This window comes from Sinorhizobium sp. Y406 (assembly GCF_058732025.1).
Map to the genome: position 1 here is coordinate 3,236,557 of NZ_CM178974.1, position 24,636 is coordinate 3,261,192.

A 24,636-nucleotide genomic window follows, 5' to 3' on the forward strand; every position below is an offset into this window, starting at 1 on the left:
AGGGGCGACCGGGTCCGTGTTTCGGCGCCGTCCGGTGTTTTCGTTCGTTTGCGCCGTTTTTGGAGAGATTTCTGTAAAATCGCGCCTGGTTTAAATGGATTTAGGTCGATTCTACGTGAAATTCTCCAAGAACAGGCTCGATTTTGCCCAAATCCGTCATAAAACGATCGCCATTGGCCATGGTTCTGATAGGTTCGTCTATCATATTTGGGGAGCGACTTCATGGGCGTGAAATACAATCCGAAGCGAGATCGGCACATCGATGCCGCCCGGGCAGCGGTGGGCAAGATCGGCGTCGACACTCTGCCGCCGGAGATCCTCTTCGGAGGCGCGAGCAATGACGACCTCGACCTTTATTCGCCGGATATGCTGGCTCTGACCGCCGCGCACGCCCGCAAGGAACTGGCCCGCTGGGACGGCGGCAAGCCGCAGGTTTCGGTGGAAACGGTGCCCGGAGTGGCGCCAGGCGGGACCGAGGTTTCGATCATCGCCATCACCGAGCGCAACATGCCGTTCCTCTATGACTCGGTCATGGGCGAGGTAACGAGCACCCATCGCGACATTCACCTTGCCATCCACCCGATCCTCCTCATGCAACCGGGCAAGCCGGTCAAACTTTTCGATCCGGACGAGGAAAGCGATCCGGCGCACCGCGTCAGCCATATTCAGATCCACCTCGGCAAGCTGACGCCGATCGAGGAGCGCTCGCTCAGCAAACGCATCACTGACGTCCTGGAGCAGGTGCATCAGGCGGTGCACGACTGGCCGGCCATGACGGCGCTGCTCGACCAGGTCATGCGCGAGCTCGAGGATTACCACGCCTCGCGCAAAAAGAGCGACCGTGACGAGGCGCTCGCGTTCCTTCGCTGGCTAAGGGACAACAACTTCACCTTCCTCGGCATGCGCGAATACACCTATTCCGGTAAGGGCGAGAACGCGACGGTCGAACGCGGCAAGGGCAGGGGTCTCGGCATTCTCTCCAATCCCGAGGTACGCGTCCTTAGGCAAGGCAACGACGCCGTGTTCACGACGCCGGAGATCCTCGCCTTCCTCGAGGGTCCGGACTTCCTGATCGTCACCAAAGCGAATGTGAAGTCGGTCGTGCATCGCCGCGCCTATATGGATTACATTGGCGTCAAGCGCTTCGACACGTCCGGCAATGTCGTCGGCGAGTTGCGCATCGTCGGCCTCTTCACCTCGAGCGCCTACACCCGCCAGGCGGCGGAGATTCCGCTGCTTAGACACAAGATCGAGAAGATCATCGACCATTTCGGCTACGACCCGCAGAGCCATTCCGGCAAGACCCTGGCAAACACGTTGGAATCCTATCCGCGGGACGATCTGTTTCAAATCGATGTCGGGCTTCTCGCCGCCTTCTGCGAACAGATCAACGAGCTCGGCGACCGGCCGCGGGTGCGCGTTCTGCCGCGCATCGACCATTTCGACCGCTTCGTCTCCGTCATCATATACGTACCGCGCGAGCAATATGATTCCAGCGTCCGCGAGAAGATCGGCGATTACCTGAAAGCCGTCTATGACGGCCGGGTCTCCGCCTATTATCCGGCCTTCCCGGAAGGCGGGCTGGCGCGCGTGCACTTCATCATCGGCCGCTCGGGCGGCAAGACGCCGCGCGTCCCGCAGGCCAAGCTCGAGGATGCGGTGCGCACCATCGTCACGCGCTGGATCGACCGCTTCAACCTGCTCGCCCGCAACGAAGGCATCGAGCTTTCCGCGGGCGAGGCCTATCAGGCCGCGTTTACGCCTGCCGAAGCCTATGCTGACCTTGGCGACATGTCGGCCTGCAAGAGCGACGACCCGATCCGCATCTCCTTCTATCACCGCCATGGCGAAAGGCCGGACGCGCTGGAACTGAAGATCTTCCACGCAAACCACCCGGTCTCGCTCTCCCGCCGCGTGCCGCTGCTCGAAAACCTCGGCTTCCGCGTGATCAGCGAGCAGACTTACGATATCGGCGTGCGTGCCCATGCGCAGGAGCAGTGCAACGTCGTGCTGCACGACATGGAGCTCCTTCATCGTGACGGGCATACGGTCAACCTCGCCAAGGCCGGCATGGCGCTGGAGGAGGCGTTCCTCGCCGCCTGGGACGGCACGATTGAGGACGACAATTTCAATCGGCTGGTCCTTTTGGCGGGCCTGACCGCACGGGAAGTGACGGTGCTGCGCAGCTATGCGCGCTATTTGCGCCAGGCGGGCATCACCTATTCGCAGGGCTACATAGCCGACACGCTGAACAAGTATCCGGCGATTGCCGCCGACATCTTCCGCCTGTTCACCACGCGGCTCGATCCGAGGGTCGAGCCGAAGTCGCGCGTGAAGAAGACCAACGCCGTGCTGGCTGCGATCGAGGAGGCGCTCTCGGCCGTGCCGAGCCTCGACGAGGACCGCATCCTGCGCCGCTACGTCAATGCAGTTCAGGCGACGCTCAGGACCAACTATTTTCAGAAGGATGCGGAAGGCAGGCCGCGGCCCGTGCTCGCCTTCAAGCTCGATCCGAAGGCGCTCGAGGGCCTGCCGGAACCGCGCCCCTTCCGGGAGATTTTCGTCTACGGCACCGAGGTCGAGGGTGTGCACCTGCGCTTCGGCAAGGTGGCGCGCGGCGGGCTCCGCTGGTCCGACCGGGCGCAGGACTACCGCACCGAGGTGCTGGGTCTCGTCAAGGCGCAGCAGGTGAAGAACGCGGTCATCGTCCCCGTCGGCGCCAAGGGCGGCTTCTACCCGAAGCAGCTTCCCGCCGGCGGCACCCGCGATGACGTGTTCAGGGCCGGGACGGAAGCCTACAAGACCTTCATCCGCAGCCTTCTGTCGGTGACCGACAACATCGTCGGCCCGGATGTGGTTCCGCCTGAGGACACGGTGCGGCTTGACGGCGACGACCCCTATTTCGTCGTGGCCGCCGACAAGGGAACCGCAACCTTCTCGGACACGGCGAACGCGCTGGCGCAGGAGGCGGACTTCTGGCTCGACGACGCCTTCGCCTCCGGCGGCTCGGCCGGCTACGACCACAAGAAGATGGGAATTACCGCCCGCGGCGCCTGGGAGGCGGTCAAGCGGCACTTCCGCGAGATGGACATCGACATCCAGGCGACGCCCTTCACGGTTGCCGGCGTCGGCGACATGTCCGGCGACGTCTTCGGCAATGGCATGCTGCTTTCGGAAAAGATCCGGCTGATTGCCGCCTTCGATCACCGTGACATCTTCATAGATCCAAATCCGGATACCGATCTCTCCTTCGCCGAGCGCAAGCGCATGTTCGCCCTGCCGCGCTCGAGCTGGCAGGATTACGACCGCAAGTCGCTTTCGCCGGGCGGCATGATCATTTCCCGCGCCGACAAGCTGGTGACGCTGACGCCCGAAGCCATGGCGGCGATCGGCATCGACAGGCAGAAGGCGACTCCCTTCGAGATCATGAACGCCATTCTGAAGAGCTCGGTCGACCTTCTCTGGTTCGGCGGCATCGGCACCTATGTGCGGGGCAGCAACGAGACGGATGCCGAGGTCGGCGACCGCGCCAACGATCCGATCCGCGTCACGGCGGAAGAGGTGCGCGCCCGGGTGATCGGCGAAGGCGCCAATCTCGGCGTCACCCAGAAGGGCCGCATCGGCTATTCGCTCAATGGCGGGCGCTGCAATTCCGACGCGATCGACAATTCGGCTGGCGTGAATTCCTCAGACGTCGAGGTCAATATCAAGATCGCGCTTGCCTCGGCCATGCGCGACGGGCGCCTGACACGGCCCAAGCGCAACACGCTGCTTGCCGCCATGACCAGCGAGGTGGCCCATCTTGTGCTGCGCAACAACTATCAGCAATCGCTCGCAATCTCGCTGACGGAGATGCACGACCTTGGCAATCGCACGCCGCTGGCGCGGCTGATGGAGCGGCTCGAGGCCGACGGTCACCTCAACCGCAAGGTTGAGACGCTGCCATCGGACCAGGCCATGGCCGAGCGCTACCAGGCGGGCAAGCCGCTGACACGGCCCGAGATCGGCGTCCTGCTCTCCTACGCAAAGCTCGTGCTATTCGATGAACTGATCAAGAGCGATCTTCCGGACGACGTCTACTTCACCGCGACGCTCGAGCGCTACTTTCCGGCAAAAATGCGCAAAGCCTACGCGAGCGATATCCAGGGGCACCGGCTGCGCCGCGAGATCGTCGCGACGATGCTCGCGAACGAAGCGATCAACCGTGGCGGGCCGGCTTTCGTCTCGACGCTGACGGACGCGACCGGCTTCCTGCCTGCCGACGTCGTCAAGGCAGCCGTACTGGCGCTCGACGGCTTCGATCTGCCGCGAATCTACGGCGAGATCGACGCACTCGACAACAAGATCGGCGGCATCGTCCAGAACCGGCTCTATCAGGAAGTCGGGCGGATATTCGCGCTCGTCACCGAAAGGGCGCTGCGCACCCGCGCTGCGGAGGGACCGGTCACCGAGGCAGTTCAGCGCCTCAGGGACGGGCTCCAGAAGCTCCGCGCCACGACGCGCGCGGCAATCTCCAGCGAGAGCGCCGAGGAGGCACAGCTGAGATCGGCGGCCTACATCGAGAGCGGCGTGCCGGCCAAGCTCGCCACGGAGATCGCGGAACTGTCGCTGATGACCCTTGTGCCGGAGATCATGCAGATCGCTGCGGTGACCGGCGAACCGCTGAACCGCACGGCCCAGGGCTATTTCGCCGTCACGGAAAATCTCCGGATCAACCACCTGCTGGCCGCCGCCGACCGCGTACCCGCCGTAGAGCAATTCGAGGCGATGGCGCTCTCGCGCGCTGTTGCCGATATCGCCACCGCCCGCCGCGACATCACCATCGCCGCCCTCGTCGAGCACAAGGGCGATCGGAACCCTGTTCTGGCGTGGGAGGAGCAGGATCGCGAACGCGTTCTGAGCGTCCGCGACCAGCTGAGGCTGCTAACCGAAAAGGGCGAGACGACGCTCGCCAAGGTAGCGGTGGCCGCCGGCCTCCTCAGCGACCTTGCACGCGGCAGGGCGAAATGACACAGTCCCTCCGGGTTTTGCGGCCCGGAGGGACTTGGTTCCCGTTTCGGCTTGAAGCGCATTCGCGTTGCCCGTTCCGCCGCTGGCGTGATCGGGCTCTGCGGTGTAGTGCGTATTGCAGCGACGCGCGTCTTTGCAGACGCGCAAAGGTCGCTGTGGCGCTCGTGGATTGCCGGATGTCGCAGTCATGCTGGAGCGGGGAGGGCAAACTTGGAGATCGTGGCCACACAGGCAATGGAACGGCGCAGGGTCCCGCGGCTCGGCATTGCCGGTTGGATGCTCTTCGACTGGGCCGCGCAGCCCTTCTTCACCGTCGTCACGACCTTCATCTTCGCACCCTATTTCGTTTCCCGGCTCGCCGCCGATCCCGCCGAGGGGCAGGCGATCTGGGGCTATACGCTTACCGTTTCCGGCATCGTCATCGCCTTGCTCTCGCCGGTGCTCGGCGCCGTCGCTGACGCGACCGGACCCCGTAAGCCGTGGATCGGCGTCTTTGCCGCGATCAAGATCGCCGCGCTGGCGATGCTCTGGTTCGCCGTGCCCGGCTCGCCGCTTCTCTATCCGGCGATCTTCCTCGCGCTGGCGACCGTCGCCGCCGAATTCTCCATCGTCTTCAACGATTCGATGATGCCGCGTCTCGTCAGCGAGAAAGAGGTGGGGCGAATCTCCAACGTCGCCTGGGGGCTCGGCTATCTCGGCGGCATGATCGTGCTGATCGCGGTCGTCGCGTTCCTTGCCGGCAATCCGCAGACAGGCAAGACGGCGCTCGGCCTCGATCCCCTCTTCGGCCTCGATCCGGCGAAGGGCGAGGATGCCCGCATCACCGGCCCGATCGCGGCCGTCTGGTACCTGATCTTCATCCTGCCGATGTTCCTGTTCACCCCGGATGCAGGCAAGGCGACGAGCTCGCTTGCCAAGGCGACGGCGACGGGGCTCCGCGAGCTCAAGGGCACGCTCGCGGAGCTCAGGCAACGGGCAGGGATATTGCGCTTCCTGATCGGGCGCATGATCTACCAGGACGGTGTCAACGGTCTGATTGCGCTTGGCGGCGCCTTTGCCGCCGGCATGTTCGGCTGGCAGACGATGGAACTCGGCCTCTACGGCATTATCCTGAACGTGGTCGCCATCTTCGGCTGCCTCTATGCCAGCCGGCTCGACGTGCGGCTTGGCTCCAAGGCGATCGTCGTCGCCAGCCTCGTCTGCCTTACCATCGCCACGCTCGGCATCGTCTCGACCGGCCCCGGCTTCACGCTGTTCGGACTGGTGACGCTGCCGACCGACGATTCCGGCGGGCTCTTCGGCACGGCCGCCGAGAAGGCGTATATCCTCTACGGCCTGCTGGTCGGCATCGCCTTCGGCCCGGTGCAGGCCTCGTCACGCTCCTATCTCGCCCGCAGCGTCTCGCTCGACGAGGCCGGGCGCTATTTCGGACTTTATGCGCTGTCCGGGCGGGCCACCTCGTTCCTGGCACCCGCATCGGTGGCAACGATCACGATGATGACGGGTTCGGCACGGATCGGCATGATGGCGCTGGTCGCCTTCCTCGCCGGCGGTCTCGTTATTCTGCTGCGCACGCCCTATCCAGCCAACCGGCCGGAATAGGAACCCGCCGCTGCAGTGCCGCGGGTCTGAAAAGGTGCCGACACTGTAATGCGACGCCCTGTTGAGCGTCGCACCCCTCGGCGATATCAACGGCCCCCGTGTCAATGCCGGAAGTGCCGCATCCCCGTGAACACCATCGCCACATCGTGCTCGTTTGCCGCGGCGATCACCTCGTCATCGCGCATGGAGCCGCCCGGCTGGATGACTGCGGTGGCGCCGGCGGCAATCGCCGACAAAAGCCCGTCGGCGAAGGGCAGGAAGGCCTCGGAGGCGACGGCGGAGCCGCGCGTCAGCGGCGCGGCGAGACCCAGTGCCTTGGCTGCATCCTCCGCCTTGATGGCGGCGATACGGGCGGAGTCGACACGGCTCATCTGCCCTGCACCGATGCCGGCGGTCTGACCGTCCTTGGCGTAGACGACGGCATTCGACTTCACATGCTTCGCCACCTTGAAGGCGAACTTCATGTCCTCGAGCTCCTGCGCCGTCGGCGCACGCTCGGTCACCACCTTCAGCTCCAGATCCTCGACCATGCCGTGATCGCGCGTCTGCACGAGCAGACCGCCGGCGACCGTCTTGGCGGAAAGACCCGGCGCACGCGGATCCGGCAGGCCGCCGGCAGCCAGCAGCCTGAGGTTCGGCTTGCGGGCGATGATCAGGCGTGCTTCTTCGCTCACCGCCGGGGCGATGATGACCTCGGTGAAGAGCTTGACGATCTCTTCAGCCGTTTCCGCATCGAGCTCCTGGTTGACGGCGATGATGCCGCCAAAGGCCGAGGTGGAATCGCAGGCGAGCGCCCGGCGATAGGCCTCGGAAAGGGTCGGCGCCGTGGCGACGCCGCAGGGGTTGGCGTGCTTGATGATCGCGCAGGCCGGCGCCTTTTCCGGCAGGAATTCGGCGACCAGCTCGAAGGCCGCGTCCGTGTCATTGATATTGTTGTAGGAGAGCTGCTTGCCCTGCAGAAGGCTTGCGGTCGCGACCCCGGGGCGCTTGTCGCCCGTCACGTAGAAGCCGGCCTTCTGGTGCGGATTTTCGCCGTAGCGCATTTCTTGCTTGAGCACGCCGCCGATCACGCGGTGACGCGGCATGGGCGTATCCAGCGCCTCGGCGAACCAATTGGAGATCGCAGCATCGTAAGCGGCGGTGCGAGCATAGGCCTTCGCTGCCATCTTCTGGCGGAAGGCGTAGCGCGTGGTGCCGCTGGCAATCTCCTCGAGGAGCAGCGGATAGTCGGCCGGATCGGTGACGATCGTCACATAGGCATGGTTCTTGGCCGAAGCGCGGATCATGGCCGGGCCGCCAATGTCGATGTTCTCGACCGTCGTAGGATAGTCGCCGCCGGCAGCGCGCACCTCTTCGAAGGGATAGAGATTGATGACGGCAAGGTCGATGGCCGCAATGCCGTGTTCGTCCATTGCCGCCGTGTGCTCGGCGTCATCGCGAATGGCAAGCAGGCCGCCATGGACATTCGGGTGAAGCGTCTTGACGCGGCCGTCCATGATCTCCGGAAAGCCGGTCAGTTCCGAAACGTCGCTGACAGGAAGCCCGGCTGCGGAAATCGCCTTGTGCGTGCCGCCGGTCGAAATCAGCCGGATGCCCTTCTCGTGCAGAGCCTGGGCGAGCTCAATGACGCCGGTCTTGTCGGAGACGGAGAGGAGGGCGGTTTTGATCCGGACCTCGTCCGGGGCGGGGATTTTCTTGGAGGCGACAGCCATCAACCTTGCTCCTTTGGCAGCGCCGGACGCCTGCAGGGAACGGTTCCGGCGGTTGGGATGGCTGCCCGTTAGCACAGCTTCCCACGGGAAGAAACCGTCGCCGCGGCACGCAGGGGAAAATAGCGGGACGCCCCATGCCTACCCTTCGCAGATCAAGGTCCATTGAATTTCCGGCTGCGATTCTACAGTAAAGGTGACGGTGATCTGCGACGACGTCCGAATGCCGGATGGATCGGCGAAGAAGACGTCCTCCTCGATCGCCACTTCGCCGTCACGGCAGGCAAAGAGCCAACCCTCGCCATCAGGTGCCGTGAGATAGATCTCGCTGTCGCTGTGCCGGCGCATGCCGATCGATGGATGGACGTGAAAACGGGCAACGGCGAGTGCGGCATGGGCCGCATCCGGCTCACGCCCATCCTCCCGCGAAAGCCGGTCGCGGCCGCGGACAAGGCGGCCACCGTTCAAGATTCCGATGTCGCGTTCGTGGATCAGGCCGAACAAGGCGAGATAGCCGTCATGGCTTGCCCGGACGGCGTCGATCACGCCGGGCTCGTCCTTTCGTTCGACGACGACCCGTGGCAGCTCGCTCGTCACGACGGGACCGAGGAATTTCGATTTCGAGAAGCGCAGCGAAGAGGTGTCGTTGACGGTCACCGTCGAGTGGGCGGCAGTTGCGCGCGCCATCTGGCGGAATCGTTCGCCGGCGAATTTCGGTGCGCCGGAATTGATGATGAAACGGTTCCGCCCCGAAGACATCTCGAAAGAGAGGCAGCCCGCATGGGCCGTGCGCGACAGATCGACCGAAAGCGGGCGGCCCGTGTCCACGATGATGGCGGTATCGCCAAGCGAGAGCCGCTCGAAGTGGATGTGCGGCAACGAACGGAACGGCTCGCCCGCCGTTTCGTCATAGCGCAGCACCGAGGCGAGCTCGTGGGCGAGCACCGAGGTGGCGCCGTTGAAGAGCGCCAGCTCGCCGCTCTGGTGACGAAAGAACCGCAGCGCCGGATACATCCGGTCGATGCAGGGTATCAGCCGGGACGGCACGTCGTGGCCGAGATTGACATAGGTCTGGCGCAGCGGCAGCAGATCGAGCAGCAATTCGAGCCCGGCCCGCGGATTGCGGGAAAAATGGCCACCGTCGGGCAGAACCTGGCGGTCGAGCTCGAGATCGAGACGGCGCGATGCCTTGCGGATCACCGAGGCCGAGGCGGGCATGGACACGGAGGCGACCGCGAGCGCGATGCGGACCCGAAGCCGCGCCTCGCCATCAGGCAGGGTCTCGGCGATATGCCGGAGGTACCGCACCTGCAATGCCAGGCTTTTCAGAAAGCGTCGATAGAAACCGCGCTCGGCGTTGCGCAGCACCACCGGCGAGTGGGACAGCCAGGCGATGATGCGCTGCGCCACCACATCCGCCTCCCACGAGATGCCGCCCATGTTTCGCCCGTGGCTGGCGATCCAGTCATCGATGATCTGCCGGAGCTTGACGAATCCGGCTTCCTCGCGCACGGCGCGAAGATGGCGCAGCCAGGTAAAAGAATGCAACTTCATCGCAAAGGCACGTGACGGCAGGTCGATCTCGAAGGGCGAATCGCCCTCCGTGTCGAGCGCACGACCGCCAAGCGGGTACCGGCCCTGAAGAATCTCCTCCGCCACGAAGGGATCGATGGCTCTCAGATCCGTCGGAGCGACGATCAGGCGGTCAGGTGTCGAGCCGGCAAAACGGAGCGCCGCCATGCGCCCGAGCGAGAGTCCGCGCGAAAAGCGACGCCAGCCTTCGCGCAGATACAGGTAAAGGAGCCTTCGTTCACTGGAAAACAGCATCGGCGCCCGTCGGTTTCCTCGTTGATGCAACGGACCCTTTCGAAGCGCGCGAGCGGCACTCGCCCGGTTGCGCCGGATCCCTTCCTGGGTCGGATACGGCTTGGAAATGATTAAGATTCTATCAACCGATGTGCCATTGTTAGGCGCCTGCTCGCGGAGCGTCAATCGTCGCGGCGAAACAGCTGTCGACGGGGCAAATGGCCGTGCGGCCTCCTGAATGCACAAAACCTTTCAACCTGCGCATCTTTGCTTTGGAACATCGCACCCGATTTCCGAGCGCCTGAAGAGACGCGGCGCCGTAGCTTCCAGGCTCAGCCGAGGCTTCGACGTAGGACCGCGGCGTAGAACCCATCGAGCCCGCCGGCAAAGGGAGGGGCGAGCGGCAGCATCGCCGGTGTCGTACGGAACTCGCCAAGCGCGGTGACCGCCGTCTCGAGCCCCGGCCAGTCGGCGGCGGCGATCGGCAGCCGTTCGCACAGGCCGTCGGCGACGACGCGCTCGACCACCTCCTCGCCCTCGCGAGGATCGAGCGAGCAATTGGAAAAGACCACGGTTCCTCCGGGTTTGACGACGGTCAGCGCGTGCCGCAGCAGCTTCTCCTGCAGCCGCGCAAGCTTGTCGATGTCCTCCGGCCCCTTGGTCCAGAGCACGTCCGGGTGGCGCCGGGTCGTCCCGGTGGAGGAGCAGGGAGCATCGAGGAGCGCCGCATCGAACAGCTCTTCCGGCTGGAACTCGGCCATATCGATCTCTTTCGTCCGGGCCTCAAGCCCGAGCCGCGCAAGATTGCTCTCGAGCCGCCGCAGCCGGCTGGAGGAGTGGTCGAGCGCCGTCACGCTTGCCCCGGCAAGAACGAGCTGCGCCGTCTTGCCGCCCGGGGCGGCGCAGAGATCGAGCACGGCCTTGCCGGCAAGATCGCCGAAGAGCCGCGCCGGGATCGAAGCTGCCGCGTCCTGCACCCACCAGGCGCCCTCGGCAAAGCCCGGCAAGGACGGAATCGACCCGGAAAATTCCGGGAGCCGGATTGAGCCCGTCGGCAGGACCGTGCCGCCGAGGCGCTCGGCCCAGGACGCGTTGTCGGCCTTGACCGTGAGATCGATGGCGGCGGGAACAAGCTGCGCTTCCGATATCCTGTCCGCCTGTTCGCGGCCATAATACGCGACGAGCCGGTCGCGGAACCAGCCCGGCATTGCCGGAATGCTTTGCACCCGCGCGAGAACGTCCTCCTTTTCGCGCGACAGCCGCCGGAGCACCGCATTGACGAGGCTCGCGAAGCGACGGTTGCGCGGATCCGCTTGCGCCTGTTCGACCGCCAGATCGACGGCGGAATGATCGGGAACATCGAGATAGAGGATTTGCGCGGCGGCAACCGTCAGCACATGCTCGAGGGCGCGCGCGCCTTCCGGCAGGGACGTCTGCAGAAGCGAACCGATTGCCGCCCGGATCCGCGGCAGGTGCCTGAGCGCGGAATTGAGGATGGCACGCACGAGCGCCCGGTCGGCATCGTTCAGGGCCCGATAGGCGGGATTGCCGTGCTCCTGATCGAGCATGCCGTCGAGCGGCGTCTTGCGGTCGACGACGGCCGCCAGGATCTTGGCGGCGGCCTGGCGGCTCTGCAAGCCGGGCTTGCCGGCCGCGACAGAGCCGGATCGCACGCCGCCCCTGTGGAACGTCTTGCTTGATCGGGGTCGTTTCGGATGTGAATCGTTCTTGTTATCTTCAGGCATCAGGACCAGGGGCCTTTCGGCGGTTCGGAACCACCGCGACCCCAGCCGGTTCTCGGGACAGAGCGCGATTTGCGCGTTGCAATATCAGGGCCGCCCGCGCCCGTCGAGCCCGTCGACATCTCCCGCGCCATTCTCTCGAGCGCCGCGATACGGTTTTCCGTATTCGGATGGGTCGAAAAGAGGTTGTCCATCCGCTCGCCCGACAGCGGGTTGATGATAAACATGTGCGCCGTCGCCGGATTGCGTTCCGCATCGTCATTGTGGACGACATGGGCGGCCCGGGCGATCTTGCCGAGCGCCGAGGAGAGCCAGAGCGGATTGCCGCATATCTCGGCGCCCCGCCGGTCGGCGGAGTATTCGCGCGTGCGGCTGATCGCCATCTGCACCAGGGCGGCCGCGAGCGGCGCGACGATCATCGCGATCAACACGCCGATGAAGCCGAGAGGATTGTTGTTGTCGCGATTGCCGCCAAAGAAGAAGGCGAAATTGCCGAGCATGGAGATCGCCCCTGCAAGGGTCGCGGTCAGCGTCATCGTCAGCGTGTCGCGATTCTGGACATGCGCCAGCTCATGCGCCATCACACCGGCGACTTCCTGGTGAGACAGGGACTGCAAAAGGCCGGTGGACGCGGCGACCGCCGCATTCTCCGGATTACGGCCGGTGGCGAAAGCATTCGGCTGCGGGCTGTCGATGATATAGACGCGTGGCATCGGCAGGCCGGCATTCTTCGCGAGCTCACGGACGATGCCGTAATATTCCGGGGCGCGGCGCGCGTCGACCTCCTGGGCGCGATACATGCTCAAAACCATGCGGTCGGAATTCCAGTAGGAGAAGAAATTCATCGCCGCGGCGAGCACAAAGGCGATCATCATGCCGCCCCTGCCGCCGATGACAAAGCCGACGGCCATGAACAGGACGGTCATGAAGGCAAGCAGCATGGCGGTGCGAATGAGGTTCATGGATCGGCTCCAGGCGTTCCTTCTTCGTCGGGCGTATCGGGTGCGCGGCCCAAGCCAGCGCTCCGATGTGCTACGAACGTTTCACGTGAATCAGGGTTCCCGCGCAGGCGGGAACTCATTATATGATGGGGTCGAAACCTCGGCTCTTCAATATCGTCAGGGAATCCGACCGTCACATGCAGAACAGCAACGACAATTCGCCCGATCGACCGGTGCGGCCGCTACCGCCGGCAGCACTGCGCGCTCTCAGGGAAGCGGAAGAGAGACGGCAGGCTGTAGAACCGAAGGAGATCCCGAAGGAGCTCGGCGGCCGCGGCGGACTGGACCCGGCGCGCTTCGGCGACTGGGAGATCAAGGGCAGAGCGATCGATTTCTGACGGGTCGTTGCGCGCCCGAATCAATCGCCGGGACGTGGATCCCGGGAGGAATCCGGCTAATTTTCTCACCTGGGAATGTCCGGGCCCCTTCAGCGGCCCGGACATTTTATCACGCACGGTTCTGGCGATTGGCGATCAGGTCGTCCACCACCGTCGGATCGGCGAGTGTCGAGGTGTCGCCGAGCGAGCCGAAATCGTCCTCGGCGATCTTGCGCAGGATGCGCCGCATGATTTTGCCCGAGCGGGTCTTCGGCAGGCCCGGAGCGAACTGGATCTTGTCCGGCGTGGCGATCGGGCCGATCTCCGAGCGCACATGCTTGACGAGTTCCTGGCGTAGTTCGTCGCTGCCGGCTTCCCCCGCCATCAGCGAGACATAGCAATAGATGCCCTGCCCCTTGATCGAATGCGGATAACCGACCACCGCCGCCTCCGTAACGAGAGGATGGGAGACGAGCGCCGATTCCACCTCGGCCGTACCGAGGCGGTGGCCGGAGACGTTCAGAACGTCGTCGACGCGGCCGGTGATCCAGTAATAGCCGTCCTCATCGCGGCGGCAGCCGTCGCCGGTGAAGTACTTGCCCTTGTAGGTGGAGAAGTAGGTCTGCACGAAGCGCTCGTGGTCGCCATAGACCGTGCGCATCTGTCCCGGCCAGCTATCGGTAAGGCAAAGATTGCCGTCCGCAGCGCCTTCGAGCACATTGCCCTCGTTGTCGACGAGCTGCGGCTGTACGCCGAAGAAGGGCCGCGTCGCCGAACCGGGCTTGAGATCCGTCGCACCCGGCAGCGGCGTGATCAGAATGCCTCCGGTTTCCGTCTGCCACCAGGTGTCGACGATCGGGCAGCGTTCGTCACCGACCACATGGTAGTACCATTCCCAGGCTTCCGGGTTGATCGGTTCGCCGACCGTGCCGAGCAGCCGCAACGACGAGCGCGACGCGCGCTTCACGAAGTCGTCGCCGGCGCCCATCAGCGAGCGGATCGCCGTCGGCGCCGTGTAGAAGATATTGACCTTGTGCTTGTCGATGACTTCCCAGAAGCGGCCGGCGTCCGGGAAGGTCGGCACGCCTTCGAACATCAGCGTCGTCGCGGCGTTGGCGAGCGGGCCGTAGACGATGTAGGAATGGCCGGTCACCCAGCCGACATCCGCCGTGCACCAGTAGATGTCGCCGTCCTGGTAATCGAAGACATACTGATGCGTCATCGAGGCATAGACAAGGTAGCCGCCGGTCGTGTGCAGCACGCCCTTCGGCTTGCCCGTCGAGCCGGAGGTGTAGAGGATGAACAGCGGATCCTCCGCGCTCATCTTCTCCGGCGGGCAGTCCGGCTCGACCGTGGCGATCTCCTGGTGGAACCAGAGGTCACGGCCCGGCGCCCACGGAACCTTGCCGCCGGTGCGGCGCACGACCAGCACCTTGTTGACCATGACATATTGTTTGGCGGCGATGTCGATCGCCTTCTCCGTATTCTCCTTGAGCGGCACCGGCTTGCCGCCGCGCACGCCCTCGTCGCAGGTGATCACGAAAGTGGACTCGCAATCGACGATGCGGCCGGCCAGAGCCTCCGGCGAAAAGCCGCCGAAAACGACCGAGTGGATGGCGCCGATGCGGGCGCAGGCAAGCATCGCGTAAGCCGCTTCCGGGATCATCGGCATGTAGATGGTGACGCGATCACCCTTCTTGACGCCGTGCTTCTTGAGCACGTTCGCAAGGCGGCAGACTTTGTCGTAAAGCTCCTTGTAGGTGATCTTCTTGTCGACGTAGGGATTGTCTCCCTCCCAGATGATCGCCGTCTTGTCGCCATGCTCCTCAAGATGGCGGTCGATGCAGTTGTAGGAAACGTTCGTGAACCCGTCTTCGTACCATTTGATCGAGACATCGCCGTCGAAAGACGTGTTCTTGACCTTCGTATAGGGCTCGAACCAATCGATCCGCTTGCCGTGCTTGCCCCAGAAACCGGCCGGATCGGCGGCGCTTTCCTGATACCACTTCAGATAGGTGTCGTTGTCGAGCAGTGTCCGGCTCTTGGCCGATTCCAGGACCGGATAGGTCGTGACGGACATATTTTCCTCCCTGCGCATTTCGGTCGCTGTTACGGGGCGGAATGCATGCGGAAAATCCGGCATTCCGCTCCGGGGCGGCGTTCTTCGCCACCCGCTTGGACGATTCATAGCAGTTCGATGCTCTGCCGCAATTAGACAAAAGCACATTTGGAAGTGAAGAATTGCAATTTCGAGACAAGAACGATATAGAACGCTCAATTCCCGGAAATCAGTGGTAGACTCCACGGCCCGCGACACCGGCGCGGACGGACAAAAGGACTATATCCATGGCTCAGCAACTGCTTATGCCCAAGGCAACAGCCGTCTGGCTCGTTGACAACACCGCCCTCTCGTTCGACCAGATCGCGCAGTTCTGCAAGCTGCACCCGCTCGAAGTCAAGGCGATTGCCGACGGCGAATCGGCCCAGGGCATCAAGGGGCTCGATCCGATTGCCACCGGTCAACTTTCGCGCGACGAGATCGGCCGCGGCGAGGCTAATCCCAACCACAAGCTCAAGCTTTCCGAGCCCAAGGTCCGCGTTCCGGACTCGAAGCGCAAGGGCCCGCGCTACACGCCGGTGTCGAAGCGTCAGGACCGGCCGAACGCCATCCTGTGGCTTGTGCGCAATCATCCGGAACTGAAGGACGCCCAGATCTCGCGGCTCGTCGGCACGACGAAGTCGACGATCGAGCAGATTCGCGAGCGCACCCACTGGAATTCTGCCAACCTGACGCCGATGGATCCGGTGACACTCGGCCTCTGTTCGCAGATCGACCTCGATCTGGAAGTCGAGCGCGCCGCCAAGGGCCGGCCGCTGCCGACCGCCGCCGAGGCGGGTGCTACGCTCGAGGCCGCACAGGAAACGGAAAAGCTGAGTTACGATTTCGACCGCGAAGAGGAGAAGGAAATCGATGCCGATGCCGTCTTCGCCAAGCTGAAGTCGCTGAAGTCCGACCGCAAGGACGAGGAAGACGACGAGTATTGATCGCTTCGTCATCGCCGAGATGCAGAACCCCGGATCGAAACGTCCGGGGTTTTTTGTTGGCCGCCGCCTCGATTAAAGGTGCGGGCGTGTGATTCGCCCCTGACCCTGACCCTCTCCCCGCACGTGGGGAGAGGGGACTTGGACGGCGCGGCGTTTGTCGCGGCAGCGGGATGAGGGGCTGCCGCGCGGCACTTGACACCGCTAAACGCCAATGCCCTTGGCGTGCAGCACTTCGGCGATCTCGTCGAGGATTGCCGGATCGTCGATCGTCGCCGGCATTTTCCAGGGCTGGCGATCGGCGATCTTCTGGATCGTCGCGCGCAGGATCTTGCCCGACCGGGTCTTCGGCAACCGCTTGACGCAGATGGCGGTGCGGAAGGCGGCAACCGGTCCGATACGCTCGCGCACGAGGCCGACGACCTCCTTTTCGATCTCCGCCGGCTCACGGGAAACATTGGAGTTGATCACCAGAAAGCCGGCCGGCACCTGGCCCTTCAATGGATCCGCAATGCCGATGACGGCGCATTCGGCGACGTCCGGATGGCTGGCGCAGACCTCTTCCATCGCGCCCGTCGACAGACGATGGCCTGCGACATTGATGATGTCGTCGGTGCGGGCCATGATAAAGACATAGCCGTCCTCGTCGATATAGCCGGCATCCGCCGTCTTGTAGTATCCGGGAAATTCCTCGAGGTAGGCGGCGTGGAAGCGCCCATCGGCGTTCCAGAGCGTCGGCAGGCAACCCGGCGGCAGCGGCAGCTTGATCACCACGTTGCCGAGCGTGCCGGGCGTGACCGGATGACCGGCATCATCGAGGATCTGCACGTCATAGCCGGGCAAAGGCACGGCCGGGGAGCCGTATTTCACCGGCAGCAGGCCGAGCCCGACGGCATTGCCCGCGACGGGCCAGCCGGTCTCCGTCTGCCACCAGTGGTCGATGACCGGGACGCCGAGCGCCTGCTCGGCCCAGCGGATCGTATCGGGATCGGCCCGCTCGCCGGCCAGATACAAGGCACGAAAGCGCGACAGATCGTAGCGCGCCACATGAGACGCCGCAGGGTCCTCCTTACGGATCGCCCGCAGGGCCGTCGGTGCGGTGAACATTACGGTGACGCCATGTTCGGCGATGGCACGCCAATAGGTGCCCGGATCGGGCGTGCCGACCGGCTTGCCTTCGAATAGGATCGAGGTGCTGCCGTTGAGAAGCGGGCCATAGACGATGTAGGAGTGGCCGACCACCCAGCCGATATCCGAGGCCGCCCAGAAGACCTCCCCCGGGCGCACGCCGAAAAAATTCTCCATGGACCATTTGAGCGCGACCATATGGCCGCCGGTGTCGCGCACAACCCCCTTCGGTTGGCCGGTCGTTCCCGACGTGTAGAGCACGTACAGCGGATCGGTAGCGGCGACGGGAGCACAGGGCGCCTCTTCGCCCGCCGCCTTCGCCGCGGCGAGCACCTCTGAAAAGTCGATATCGCGGCCGGGCACCATGTTCGCGGCAAGCATGTCGCGCTGGAAGATCAGGCAATGGGCGGGCTTGTGCCGCGCCGCCTCGATCGCCTGATCGAGCAGCGGCTTATAGGCGACGGTGCGGCCGGGCTCGATGCCGCAGCTCGCCGAAACGACGAGTTTCGCTTTGCAATCATCGACGCGCACGGCGAGTTCGTTGGCGGCAAAGCCGCCGAAGACCACCGAATGAACGGCACCGATACGCGCCGCGGCGAGCATGGCGACGGCCGCCTCGGGGATCATCGGCATGTAGATGACGATCCGGTCGCCCTTTTCGACGCCGAGCTTGCGGTAGACCGCCGCAAGCGCTTTCACGTCGGAAAGCAGCCCCTCATAGCTGATCTTCTCGGACCGGCCGGTGACGGGACTGTCATATATGAAGGCCGCCTGTTCTCCGCCACCGGCCGCTATGTGGCGGTCGAGGCAATTGTAACAGGTATTGGTGAAACCATCGGGAAACCAGAGGCCGTAGGTCCCGCGCTCCGCATCGAAGATCCGCCGCGGCTTTTCGAACCAGTCGATCGCTTGCGCCGCCTTCGCCCAGAAGCCCTCGGGGTCGGCTTTCCATGCGGCATACACTTCGGAATAGCGGCTCGCCATCTCCGTTCTCCTCCACTCGCCTCCCGGACGTGGCGTCCGGCTCCTCGCTGCGAAGGATAGGCCCGCGGCGGGAAAGGTGAACCCCGACGAAAGGGGAATGCCCGGAAAAGAGGAAGAGCGAATGCGGTTTTCCGCCCGCGCCTTGCCTTGCGCTGGAATTGTTCAGCGCGCGCCGAAGATCGCCGAACCGACGCGCACGCTGGTGGCGCCGAAGGCGATCGCCGTTTCGAAATCGCCGGACATGCCCATGGAGAGCCGTTCAAGCCCGCATCGGCCGGCGATCTTGTGAAGCAGGGCGAAGTGCGGACCGGGATTTTCATCGACCGGCGGAATGCACATCAGCCCCTCGATCACCAGACCGAGCTCGGTGCGGCAGAAATCGACAAAGGCCCCGGTTTCCTTGGGCGCAATTCCCGCCTTCTGCCGCTCCAGACCGGTATTGACCTGCACGTAGAGCCGAGGCTTTCGCCCCTGGCGCGCCATTTCGGCGGCGACTGCGCGAGCGATTTTCTCCCGATCGATTGTTTCGATGACGTCGAAGAGCGCGACGGCGTCGGCCGCTTTGTTGGACTGCAGCGGACCAATCAGATGCAGTTCGAGGTCCGGGGTTTCCGCCCGAAGCGCGGGCCATTTGCCCTGCGCTTCCTGCACGCGATTTTCCCCGAATACCCGCTGGCCGGCTTCGATGACGGGACGGATCGCCTCGGCATCGAAGGTCTTGGAGACCGCGACAAGGATCACGGAGTGGTCGGGCCGGTTGGCCGCCTGTTCGCCCGCCCGAATCCGGCTCAGGACATCATCCAGCCGTTCCTGCACTTCCATCCTTGGCTCCTTCCGCTAAGAGGTGTCACTCACCGACTGAGCGGATTAGTGAAACTTACCGTGCTTGCCAAGCCCGGTGGCCGGGAAACCGTCCCCGAAAACCCTTCGAAACTTGACGCTAGGGCTGTTTCATGATGAAGGTCACGCCAGCTATCATGAGGGTGCTTTGAGCCCCGCAGACTTCCGGAACATCGACGAAAAATGGCGACCGAACGATACAATCCGCGTGATGCCGAGCCACGCTGGCAGCAGGAATGGGAAGCAGGCAAGGTCTTCGAGACCGCGAATGACGATCCGCGCGAGAAGTACTACGTACTGGAGATGTTTCCCTATCCGTCCGGACGGATTCATATGGGGCACGTGCGCAACTATACCATGGGCGACGTCGTCGCCCGCTACAAGCGCGCCCGCGGCTTTAACGTGCTGCATCCCATGGGCTGGGACGCCTTCGGCATGCCGGCGGAGAATGCCGCCATGGAGCGCGGCGTGCACCCGGCCGGCTGGACCTACCAGAACATCGCCTCGATGAAGGCGCAGCTGAAGGTCATGGGCTTGTCGCTCGACTGGAGCCGCGAATTCGCAACCTGCGATCCGGCCTATTACCAACGCCAGCAGCACCTTTTCCTCGATTTCCTGGAAAAGGGCCTCGTCTATCGCAAGCAATCGAAGGTCAATTGGGACCCGGTCGACAACACGGTGCTCGCCAATGAACAGGTGATCGACGGCCGCGGTTGGCGCTCGGGTGCACTGGTCGAGCAACGCGAGCTGACGCAATGGTTCTTCCGCATCACCGAGTTCAGCCAGGACCTGCTCGACGCGCTCGACACGCTCGAGCAATGGCCGGAAAAGGTGCGGCTGATGCAGAAGAACTGGATCGGCCGCTCTGAGGGCCTGTCGCTCAGATGGGAGCTCGACCCGGCGACCGTCCCCGGCGACACGACGGAACTGACCGTCTATACGACACGTCCCGACACGCTCTTCGGCGCGTCCTTCCTGGCGATCTCCGCCGACCATCCGCTTGCCAGGGAAGCGGCGGCCAAGAATGCCGTGATCGACGCCTTCTGCGAGGAGTGCCGCCGCGCCGGCACCTCGCTTGCCGCTCTCGAGACGGCCGAAAAAAAGGGCATCGACACTGGCATCCGCGCCAAACATCCGCTCGATCCGAGCTGGGAGCTGCCGGTCTATGTCGCCAATTTCGTGCTGATGGACTACGGCACGGGCGCCATCTTCGGCTGCCCCTCCGGCGACCAGCGCGACCTTGACTTCGCCCGCAAGTACGATCTGCCTGTCGTGCCTGTGGTGATGCCCGGGGATGCCGATGCCGAGACCTTCACGATCGGCGACGAAGCCTATGTCGGCGACGGCGTGATGATCAATTCGGGTTTCCTCGACGGTCTCTCGACCGAGGATGCCTTCGAGACGATTGCCTCGAAACTCGAGAAGGAAACGCTGAAAGGGGAACCGCGGGCAGAGCGCAAGGTCAATTACCGCCTGCGCGACTGGGGCATCTCCCGGCAGCGCTATTGGGGTTGCCCGATCCCGGTCATCCATTGCGACGATTGCGGCGTCGTGCCGGTGCCGAAGGCGGATCTGCCGGTGACGCTGCCGCCGGACGTTACCTTCGACAAGCCCGGCAACCCGCTGGATCGCCATCCGACCTGGCGCCGCGTCGCCTGCCCGCAATGCGGCAAGGACGCGCGCCGGGAAACCGACACGATGGACACTTTTGTCGATTCCTCCTGGTATTTCGCCCGCTTCACCGCCCCCTGGGAGGACACGCCGACCGATCCCAAGGCCGCCAACCATTGGCTACCCGTCGACCAATATATCGGGGGTATCGAGCATGCGATCCTGCACCTGCTCTATTCGCGCTTCTTCACCCGCGCGATGAGGGCAACCGGCCACGTGGCGCTGGACGAACCCTTCAAAGGCCTGTTTACCCAGGGCATGGTCGTGCACGAGACCTATAGCCGCGGCGAGGGTGCACAACGTGAATGGATCACCCCGGCCGAAGTCCGCATCGAAGAGATCGACGGGCGTCGGCGTGCCGTGCTGATCGAAACCGGCGAGGAGATCGCCATCGGCTCGATCGAGAAAATGTCGAAGTCGAAGAAGAACGTCGTCGACCCGGATGACATCATCGGCTCCTATGGTGCCGATACCGCGCGCTTCTTCGTGCTTTCCGACTCGCCGCCGGACCGCGACGTCATCTGGTCCGAGGCGGGCGTCGAAGGCGCCCACCGCTTCGTCCAGCGCGTCTGGCGGCTGGTGAGCGAAGCCGCGGACATGCTGCGCAGCGTCGATGCTTCGCCGGCGAAGGAAGGCGAGGGGCTCGCCATCTCGCAGGCCGCACACCGTACGCTCAAGGCCGTCGAGGCGGACTACGACAAGCTTGCCTTCAACAAGGCCGTCGCCCGGATCTACGAGCTCGTAAACCTGCTCGCTGCCCCGCTGACCCAGGTCGCTGGCGGCAGGGCCGAGACGACGGTGATTGCGGCGGTCAAGGACGCCACCGCGATCCTGATCGACCTGATCGCGCCGATGATGCCGCATCTTGCCGAAGAATGCTGGCGCGAAATCGGCGGCGAGGGGCTGATTGCCGAGAAATCCTGGCCGAGCTTCGACCCGGCCCTGGTCGTCGAGAACGAAATCACCCTGCCGGTGCAGATCAACGGAAAGAAGCGGGCCGATTTGACAATTGCGCGCGACGCAGATCAGAGTGCGATCGAAACTGCCGTGCTCGCCCTCGACGTCGTCAAGTCGGCGCTGAACGGCGTCTCTCCGAAGAAGATCATCGTCGTGCCGCAAAGGATCGTCAATGTCGTCGTCTGATGAATCTGGCTACCGATTTCGGTTCTCCGGCGCACTAGCCGGCGCGCTGCTGCTGACGGCGCTCGCCGGCTGCCAGGTGCGCCCGCTCTATTCCGAAGGTGCGACGGGTGCGACGGCGACTTCGTTGGCGTCTGTCGAGATTTCCGAAGCCGACGACCGCGTGGAGCAAGAGGTACGTAACGCCTTGATCTTCCTGGCCTCCGGCGGTAAGGGCGAACCGGTCAATCCGCAATATCACCTCGCCCTGAAAGTATCGCACCGGACGATGGGCGTGCTCTACGACCAGGCCCGCGACAGGGCGGGCGCGGGACGCATCGTCGTCAAGGCGGACTACAATCTGACGAGGACCGCGACGGGCGAGACCGTCGCATCGGGCAATCGCTCGGCCGTCGCGCTGGTGGACTTTCCCGAGCAGGAGTTCGCCAAGATCCGAGCGGCTCGCGACGGCGAGACTCGCGCCGCCAGAGAACTGGCGGAACTCATCAGCGCCGACATCGCCGCCGCCCTCGGACGCTGATCCGGTGGCCGGATGAGCGAGGTCAAGTCGCACGAGTTCGATAATTTCCTGCAGAAATCTGCGGCGGATTATCGGCTTTTCCTCGTTTATGGTCCCGATCGCGGCCTCGTTTCCGAACGGGCGGCCCAGCTCGCCGGTTGCTTCGGCATTCCCCTTGACGACCCCTTCGCCGTCGTCAAACTCGATGCAACAGAGTTGCAGCAGAGTGCGGGCCGCCTTCTCGACGAGGTCAATGCCATCGGACTATTCGGCGGTGAGAAGCTGGTCTGGATCAAGGGTGCTTCGGCGGAAAAGGGCCTCAGCGAAGCCCTGCAGGTTCTTGCCGCCGCGCCGCCGTCAGGCAGCTATCTGGTCATCGAGGCCGGAGACCTCAAGAAGGGCGCAGCACTGCGTAAAACGGCGGAGCCATCCCGCACCGTCGCCTCGATCGCCTGCTATAGCGACGATGCCCGTGCGCTCAATGCACTCGTCGATAGGGAACTGTCCGAGGCCGGCCTACGCATCAGCCCGGCAGCGCGCGAGCGGCTCCTGGAGGCCCTCGGCGGCGACCGCATCGCCTCGCGCAATGAGGTGAGAAAGCTCGCACTCTATTGCCGCGGCAGGGACATCATCAGCGAGGAAGACGTGCTCGCCGTTGTCGGCGACGCCAGCGCCATCTCAGTCGACGATGCCGTCGACGCGGTTCTGCAGGGCAATGTGGATGCGCTGATGCATGCGATGAAGAAGATCACCACGTCGAAGACGCCGGCTTTCCTGGTGCTCCAGTCCTGCCTCAGGCAGTTTCAGCAGTTGGACGTCATGCGGTCCGAAATGGACGCCAACCGCCAATCGGCGAGCCAGGTGATCGCCAGTCTCGGCCGCGGTCTGCATTTCCGCCGCAAGCCAATCGTCGAGGCGGCGCTTCGCCACTGGACCGCGCCGGCCATTCGCCGCGAATTGAACCGGCTGCAGACGACGATCTACCAGAGCCGCAGCCGCCAGAGCCTCGAGGAAAGCCTCGTGCTGCAGAACCTGCTGGCAATTGCGATTCAATCAGCGAAGCGCTGAGGGCGGCGACGACCGTGGAGTTGCCGCGGCTTCGCCTCAAGGAAGCGCAACTCCGTTGCCAGGCGGATATTCGCCATGCCGTGGCAAGCTCAACTCGGTCATATCGCCGCAAGGCAAGCGCCCCGTCGACAGACCATCCGGCCTGCCGGCGATTCGCACCCGACAGCGCGGCGAGAAAAGCCCGTTTCAGCGCCGCTCGAGGAGACGGCAGATCTCTTCAAGTTGATCAAGCGTCTTATAGGCAATCCGCAGGTGGCCGCCGGAGGCCTTGTGGTTGACGGTGACCTCGAGGCCAAGACTGTCCGACAATGTGCGCTCCAGCGCCAATGTGTCGGCATCCTTTTCCTCCCGGTGCCGGCCCTTGGCGAAGTTGGGATCGTTCTGCGCCTTGATGTCGTTCTGGGCGAGGCGCTCCGCTTCACGCACGGACAGTCCCTTGCCGACGACGGCCCGTGCTAGCGCCACCGGATCGGAAGTGGGGATCAGCGCGCGGGCGTGACCGGCCGAAAGGCTGCCGGCGGCGAGCATGTCCCGCACCGGCTCGGGCAGCTTCAGGAGCCGCAGGCTATTGGCCACATGACTGCGGCTCTTGCCGATGATGTCGCCGAGATCGTTTTGTGTGTAGCCATGTTCTGCGATCAGCTGCTCGTATCCGAGCGCTTCTTCGAGCGGATTGAGGTCGGAGCGCTGTACGTTTTCGACGATGGCGATCTCCAGCGCCGTGCGGTCGTCGACATCGCGCACGATCACGGGAATCTCGGTGAAGCCGGCCAGCTGGGCGGCGCGCCAGCGGCGTTCGCCGGCGATGATCTCGTACCGGTCCTCGCCCAGCGTGCGGACCACGACCGGCTGGACGATGCCGTGTTGGCGCACCGAACTTGCCAGATCCTGCAATTCCGCCTCATCGAAGTGACGGCGCGGGTTGCGCGGGTTGCGCGACACGAACTCGATCGGCACGCGGCGATCGGCACTGACGGGGCTGGCCGGTGCGGCGCCGCTCTGCAGGGGCTGGTCCATTTCGCCGATCAAGGCGGCCAGACCGCGGCCAAGCCGCCTTTTGGAGCTGTCATCGTTCAT

Annotated in this window: 15 protein-coding genes; 7 read left to right on the plus strand and 8 right to left on the minus strand. The window is 64.2% G+C overall.

The window, feature by feature from the left end:
* Positions 1-222: 222 nt before the first annotated feature.
* Positions 223-5,010: an NAD-glutamate dehydrogenase gene (locus AC4P1R_RS15280; RefSeq protein WP_069458861.1), complete on the plus strand. Its 4,788-nt coding sequence runs from the start codon at positions 223-225 to the stop codon at positions 5,008-5,010.
* Positions 5,011-5,244: 234 nt separating this feature from the next.
* Positions 5,245-6,612 carry an MFS transporter gene (locus tag AC4P1R_RS15285; RefSeq protein WP_069458862.1) on the plus strand — a complete coding sequence of 456 codons (1,368 nt, stop codon included), beginning with the start codon at positions 5,245-5,247 and terminating at the stop codon, positions 6,610-6,612.
* Positions 6,613-6,713: 101 nt separating this feature from the next.
* Here the strand turns inward: AC4P1R_RS15285 and purH are convergent, their stop codons facing one another.
* From purH to htpX, 4 genes are all read right to left on the minus strand, one after another.
* Positions 6,714-8,324: a bifunctional phosphoribosylaminoimidazolecarboxamide formyltransferase/IMP cyclohydrolase gene (gene purH / locus AC4P1R_RS15290; RefSeq protein WP_069458863.1), complete on the minus strand. Its 1,611-nt coding sequence runs from the start codon at positions 8,322-8,324 to the stop codon at positions 6,714-6,716.
* A gap of 138 nt (positions 8,325-8,462) precedes the next feature.
* Positions 8,463-10,148: a heparinase II/III family protein gene (locus AC4P1R_RS15295; RefSeq protein WP_492177165.1), complete on the minus strand. Its 1,686-nt coding sequence runs from the start codon at positions 10,146-10,148 to the stop codon at positions 8,463-8,465.
* A gap of 311 nt (positions 10,149-10,459) precedes the next feature.
* Positions 10,460-11,872 (minus strand): RsmB/NOP family class I SAM-dependent RNA methyltransferase, encoded by a 1,413-nt coding sequence (locus AC4P1R_RS15300; RefSeq protein ID WP_069458865.1) that lies wholly within the window; start codon positions 11,870-11,872, stop codon positions 10,460-10,462.
* Complete coding sequence (gene htpX, locus AC4P1R_RS15305) at positions 11,872-12,831, minus strand: zinc metalloprotease HtpX (RefSeq protein WP_069458866.1); 960 nt, start codon at positions 12,829-12,831, stop codon at positions 11,872-11,874. Before htpX ends, AC4P1R_RS15300 begins: the two co-directional genes overlap by 1 nt.
* Positions 12,832-12,953: 122 nt before the next feature.
* Here htpX and AC4P1R_RS15310 point away from each other — a divergent pair, with 122 nt between their 5' ends.
* Positions 12,954-13,208 (plus strand): DUF1674 domain-containing protein, encoded by a 255-nt coding sequence (locus AC4P1R_RS15310; RefSeq protein ID WP_069458867.1) that lies wholly within the window; start codon positions 12,954-12,956, stop codon positions 13,206-13,208.
* A gap of 109 nt (positions 13,209-13,317) precedes the next feature.
* Here AC4P1R_RS15310 and acs read toward each other — a convergent pair whose 3' ends face one another.
* Positions 13,318-15,267: an acetate--CoA ligase gene (gene acs / locus AC4P1R_RS15315; protein WP_069458868.1), complete on the minus strand. Its 1,950-nt coding sequence runs from the start codon at positions 15,265-15,267 to the stop codon at positions 13,318-13,320.
* 266 nt (positions 15,268-15,533) lie between these two features.
* Between acs and AC4P1R_RS15320 the strand changes: the two genes are divergently transcribed.
* Complete coding sequence (locus AC4P1R_RS15320; RefSeq protein ID WP_069458869.1) at positions 15,534-16,232, plus strand: DUF1013 domain-containing protein; 699 nt, start codon at positions 15,534-15,536, stop codon at positions 16,230-16,232.
* A gap of 201 nt (positions 16,233-16,433) precedes the next feature.
* Here the strand turns inward: AC4P1R_RS15320 and AC4P1R_RS15325 are convergent, their stop codons facing one another.
* Both AC4P1R_RS15325 and AC4P1R_RS15330 read right to left on the minus strand, forming a co-directional pair.
* Complete coding sequence (locus tag AC4P1R_RS15325) at positions 16,434-18,341, minus strand: AMP-binding protein (protein WP_069458870.1); 1,908 nt, start codon at positions 18,339-18,341, stop codon at positions 16,434-16,436.
* 162 nt (positions 18,342-18,503) lie between these two features.
* Entirely contained in the window at positions 18,504-19,163 is a 660-nt protein-coding gene (locus AC4P1R_RS15330; protein WP_492177166.1) for a YggS family pyridoxal phosphate-dependent enzyme, read from the minus strand.
* A 201-nt stretch (positions 19,164-19,364) separates the two neighbouring features.
* Between AC4P1R_RS15330 and leuS the strand changes: the two genes are divergently transcribed.
* Genes leuS through holA form a run of 3 tightly spaced genes read left to right on the plus strand, consistent with a single transcriptional unit; the run spans position 19,365 to position 23,559 of the window.
* A complete protein-coding gene (gene leuS, locus AC4P1R_RS15335; RefSeq protein WP_492177167.1) occupies positions 19,365-21,995 on the plus strand; it encodes a leucine--tRNA ligase in 2,631 nt (876 codons plus the stop codon).
* Positions 21,982-22,512, plus strand: coding sequence for a hypothetical protein (locus AC4P1R_RS15340; RefSeq protein WP_492177168.1), 531 nt, complete (start codon positions 21,982-21,984; stop codon positions 22,510-22,512). Before leuS ends, AC4P1R_RS15340 begins: the two co-directional genes overlap by 14 nt.
* 12 nt (positions 22,513-22,524) lie before the next feature.
* Positions 22,525-23,559, plus strand: coding sequence for a DNA polymerase III subunit delta (gene holA, locus AC4P1R_RS15345; protein ID WP_492177169.1), 1,035 nt, complete (start codon positions 22,525-22,527; stop codon positions 23,557-23,559).
* Between the two features lie 186 nt (positions 23,560-23,745).
* Here the strand turns inward: holA and AC4P1R_RS15350 are convergent, their stop codons facing one another.
* Positions 23,746-24,636: a ParB/RepB/Spo0J family partition protein gene (locus AC4P1R_RS15350; RefSeq protein ID WP_069458875.1), complete on the minus strand. Its 891-nt coding sequence runs from the start codon at positions 24,634-24,636 to the stop codon at positions 23,746-23,748.

Coding starts and splice junctions, on each gene's coding strand:
- AC4P1R_RS15300 (WP_069458865.1), bottom strand. CDS start 11,872: ATGCCTGAAGATAACAAGAACGATTCACATCCGAAACGACCCCGATCA.
- AC4P1R_RS15285 (WP_069458862.1), top strand. CDS start 5,245: ATGGAACGGCGCAGGGTCCCGCGGCTCGGCATTGCCGGTTGGATGCTC.
- AC4P1R_RS15325 (WP_069458870.1), bottom strand. CDS start 18,341: ATGGCGAGCCGCTATTCCGAAGTGTATGCCGCATGGAAAGCCGACCCC.
- leuS (WP_492177167.1), top strand. CDS start 19,365: ATGGCGACCGAACGATACAATCCGCGTGATGCCGAGCCACGCTGGCAG.
- AC4P1R_RS15280 (WP_069458861.1), top strand. CDS start 223: ATGGGCGTGAAATACAATCCGAAGCGAGATCGGCACATCGATGCCGCC.
- AC4P1R_RS15340 (WP_492177168.1), top strand. CDS start 21,982: ATGTCGTCGTCTGATGAATCTGGCTACCGATTTCGGTTCTCCGGCGCA.
- htpX (WP_069458866.1), bottom strand. CDS start 12,831: ATGAACCTCATTCGCACCGCCATGCTGCTTGCCTTCATGACCGTCCTG.
- purH (WP_069458863.1), bottom strand. CDS start 8,324: ATGGCTGTCGCCTCCAAGAAAATCCCCGCCCCGGACGAGGTCCGGATC.
- AC4P1R_RS15330 (WP_492177166.1), bottom strand. CDS start 19,163: ATGGAAGTGCAGGAACGGCTGGATGATGTCCTGAGCCGGATTCGGGCG.
- AC4P1R_RS15320 (WP_069458869.1), top strand. CDS start 15,534: ATGGCTCAGCAACTGCTTATGCCCAAGGCAACAGCCGTCTGGCTCGTT.
- AC4P1R_RS15295 (WP_492177165.1), bottom strand. CDS start 10,148: ATGCTGTTTTCCAGTGAACGAAGGCTCCTTTACCTGTATCTGCGCGAA.
- AC4P1R_RS15310 (WP_069458867.1), top strand. CDS start 12,954: ATGATGGGGTCGAAACCTCGGCTCTTCAATATCGTCAGGGAATCCGAC.
- acs (WP_069458868.1), bottom strand. CDS start 15,267: ATGTCCGTCACGACCTATCCGGTCCTGGAATCGGCCAAGAGCCGGACA.
- AC4P1R_RS15350 (WP_069458875.1), bottom strand. CDS start 24,636: ATGAACGATGACAGCTCCAAAAGGCGGCTTGGCCGCGGTCTGGCCGCC.
- holA (WP_492177169.1), top strand. CDS start 22,525: ATGAGCGAGGTCAAGTCGCACGAGTTCGATAATTTCCTGCAGAAATCT.